At 31.0% G+C, this 2,804-nt stretch carries 3 protein-coding genes; 2 read left to right on the top strand and 1 reads right to left on the bottom strand.

Annotated elements, in window-relative coordinates; genetic code table 11:
- Together RR430_RS03610 and RR430_RS03605 are read left to right on the top strand one after the other, a co-directional pair.
- Positions 1-380 (top strand): GGDEF domain-containing protein (locus RR430_RS03610; protein WP_332508658.1); only part of this gene is annotated, 380 nt, incomplete at its 5' end.
- A 221-nt stretch (positions 381-601) separates the two neighbouring features.
- Positions 602-2,197 carry an ABC-F family ATP-binding cassette domain-containing protein gene (locus tag RR430_RS03605; RefSeq protein ID WP_332508657.1) on the top strand — a complete coding sequence of 532 codons (1,596 nt, stop codon included), beginning with the start codon at positions 602-604 and terminating at the stop codon, positions 2,195-2,197.
- A gap of 68 nt (positions 2,198-2,265) precedes the next feature.
- On the opposite strand, the gene RR430_RS03600 is transcribed toward RR430_RS03605, so the two are convergent.
- The coding region (locus RR430_RS03600; RefSeq protein WP_332508656.1) for an alpha-amylase family glycosyl hydrolase at positions 2,266-2,804 on the bottom strand (539 nt) is incomplete at its 5' end.

Genomic DNA, 2,804 nt, shown 5'->3' with positions numbered 1-2,804 from the left:
ATGCATTACTTATGTTGGATATTGATGACTTCAAAGATGTAAATGATCGTTATGGTCATGCAGAAGGAGACCGTGTTTTGGGAGAAGTTGCTATAGAACTTAAGGAACGCTTCCGCAGTCGTGATATTGTAGGTAGAGTAGGTGGCGATGAGTTCACCATATTAATGACTGATATTCCATCTAAAGATGTAGCAATAAAAAAGGCTGAAGAATTATGTTCTGCTATACGTAATAGAAGATTTACAAAATGTGAAATAACAGTAAGTATCGGTATTGCTTTTGCTAATGATGAAAAGAGTTTTAATGAGATTTATAACGAAGCAGATGAAGCACTATATCAAGCAAAAAACAATGGAAAAAATCAATTTCAAATGAAATAGATATAATTACAAAAATACGTCTTTTTGATATCCGCTTATTTATATTTTCAAGGATAGTTTTGAGAAACAGTCAAAACTATCTTTTTATGTAGTTCAATAAAACCTTATTAGTCTCATTATAATAAAATAAAACTAATTACTCTCTATGATTAAGATTGCTAAAACTCGCATATTTTGGTAGTTCATGGTATAATCCCAATATTGCGTTTGGAGGTAAAATTATGATAGGAACAAACAATATCAGTGTTCGTTTTGGACAAAGAACACTGTATAAAGAAGTAAATATAAAGTTCACTAATGGTAACTGTTATGGATTAATTGGAGCTAATGGTGCGGGTAAAAGTACATTTTTAAGAGTGTTAAGTGGAGACCTTCAACCAGATACTGGTGAAGTATACATGGGAAATAGAGAAACTCTATTTACATTAAAACAAGATCATTTTGCACATGAGGAAGAAAAAGTACTAAATGTAGTACTACGTGGGAATGAAAGACTATACGCTATTATGGAAGAAAAAGATGCATTATATTCTAAGACAGATTTCACTGATGAAGATGGTGAACGTGCTGGACATCTTGAAGCCGAGTTTGCTGATTTAGATGGATGGAATGCAGAGAGCCAAGTAGCGATTTTGTTAAATGGCCTAGGTATTGATTCTGAATTTCATGAGAAATGTATGAAAGAATTAACTGGTAGTGAAAAGGTAAAGGTATTGTTAGCACAAGCGTTGTTTTCTGGTGCAGATACATTATTACTAGATGAACCTACAAATGGATTAGATATAAAAGCTATTTCATGGTTAGAACATTTCTTAATCAATTATGAAAATACTGTAATTGTTGTATCGCATGACCGTCACTTCTTGAATAAAGTGTGTACTCATATTGCTGATGTAGATTTCGGTGAAATACGTATCTATTCTGGTAACTATGATTTCTGGTATGAATCTAGTCAATTAATGGCTAAACAATTAAAAGATGTTAATCGCAAAAAAGAAGATAAGATTAAAGAATTAGAAGATTTCATTGCGAGATTCTCAGCAAATGCTTCTAAATCTAAGCAAGCAACCTCTCGTAAGAAAATACTAGATAAGATCGTGTTGGATGATTTAAAACCTTCTACACGTCGTTATCCATTTATTGATTTTAAGCCTGCACGTGAATCAGGTAAGCAAATATTAAATGTTGAAGGAATTTCAAAAACTATAGAAGGAACTACTTTGTTAGAAAACGTTAGTTTCTCAATGTTACAGAATGACAAGATAGCATTAGTAGGGAATCCAGTAGCATGTACAACATTATTAAAAATCATTAATGGTGATATGGAAGCTGATAGTGGAGAGTTTAGTCTAGGACAAACAATTACTCCTTCATATGTTCCAATGGATAATACAAAATATTTTGAAACTGATGATGATATTTGTACATGGCTATCAAGATATACTGATAATGATGATATCTCTTTCATCCGTGGATTTTTAGGTAGAATGTTATTTACCGGAGAAGAAGCATTGAAACAAGTTAAAGTTTTGTCTGGTGGAGAAAAAGCTCGCTGTATGCTAAGCAAAGCAATGCTTGAATCACCTAATTTAGTTATGTTAGATGATCCAACAAATCACTTAGACTTAGAAGCTATTACATCATTAAATGATGGATTAATTAATACAAAAGCAGAATTATTATTTACATCACATGACCATCAATTCTTACAAACCATTGCAAATCGTATATTAGTTATACGTGAAGATGGAAGTATGCAAGATTATCGTTGTACATATGATGAATACTTAGAAAAAGAATTAGGTATCGAAGAATAAATAAATCCGGTTATCAATTGATAATCGGATTTATTTTGTATAGGTTTCTTTGTTATAACGTACTTTAGTTATTTGATAATTTTTAAATAATACATAGAATAAGGTTGTAATGTTATAGGAAAAGATAATATAACATTAACTCCACTTATTAAATCAATAGCTTCATTATATGAACCCAATTGATTTGGTGAAAGTGTGTATGTAGATGCATCAATATTGAAGATAACTAAAATAGCTTCATCTTCAAAAGAACGTTGGTATACTAATTGTTTATTTAAAATAACAATATTTTTGTAATCGCCATAAATGAGAGCCTTATTATTTTTATGGATTTTAGAAAGATTAGCAATTACTTCGGATAGATCATTAAAAATGGGAAGCTCAATATGTGGACGTAGATTATCGTCCGATCCTTTTTGTTTTAATCCTTCTATTCCCCATTCACTTCCATAGTAAAGGCAAGGAATACCAGGCATAGAAAATAATAAACCATAGGCAAGTGGCAAATGATTTTTATTTTTAAGGTTACTTGCAATACGAGATACATCGTGGTTATCAACAAATGACAACAAATGCATATCTTTATAAAGTGAATAAGGATCATTAG

This window comes from Anaerorhabdus sp., from assembly GCF_036641015.1.
Lineage (GTDB): Bacteria > Bacillota_I > Bacilli_A > Erysipelotrichales > Erysipelotrichaceae > Anaerorhabdus.
This window is presented reverse-complemented; position numbering and strand designations above follow the sequence as displayed.

What these genes read in the sequence shown, in the direction of transcription:
- RR430_RS03605 (WP_332508657.1), top strand. Translation starts at nt 602, where the DNA reads ATGATAGGAACAAACAATATCAGTGTTCGTTTTGGACAAAGAACACTG.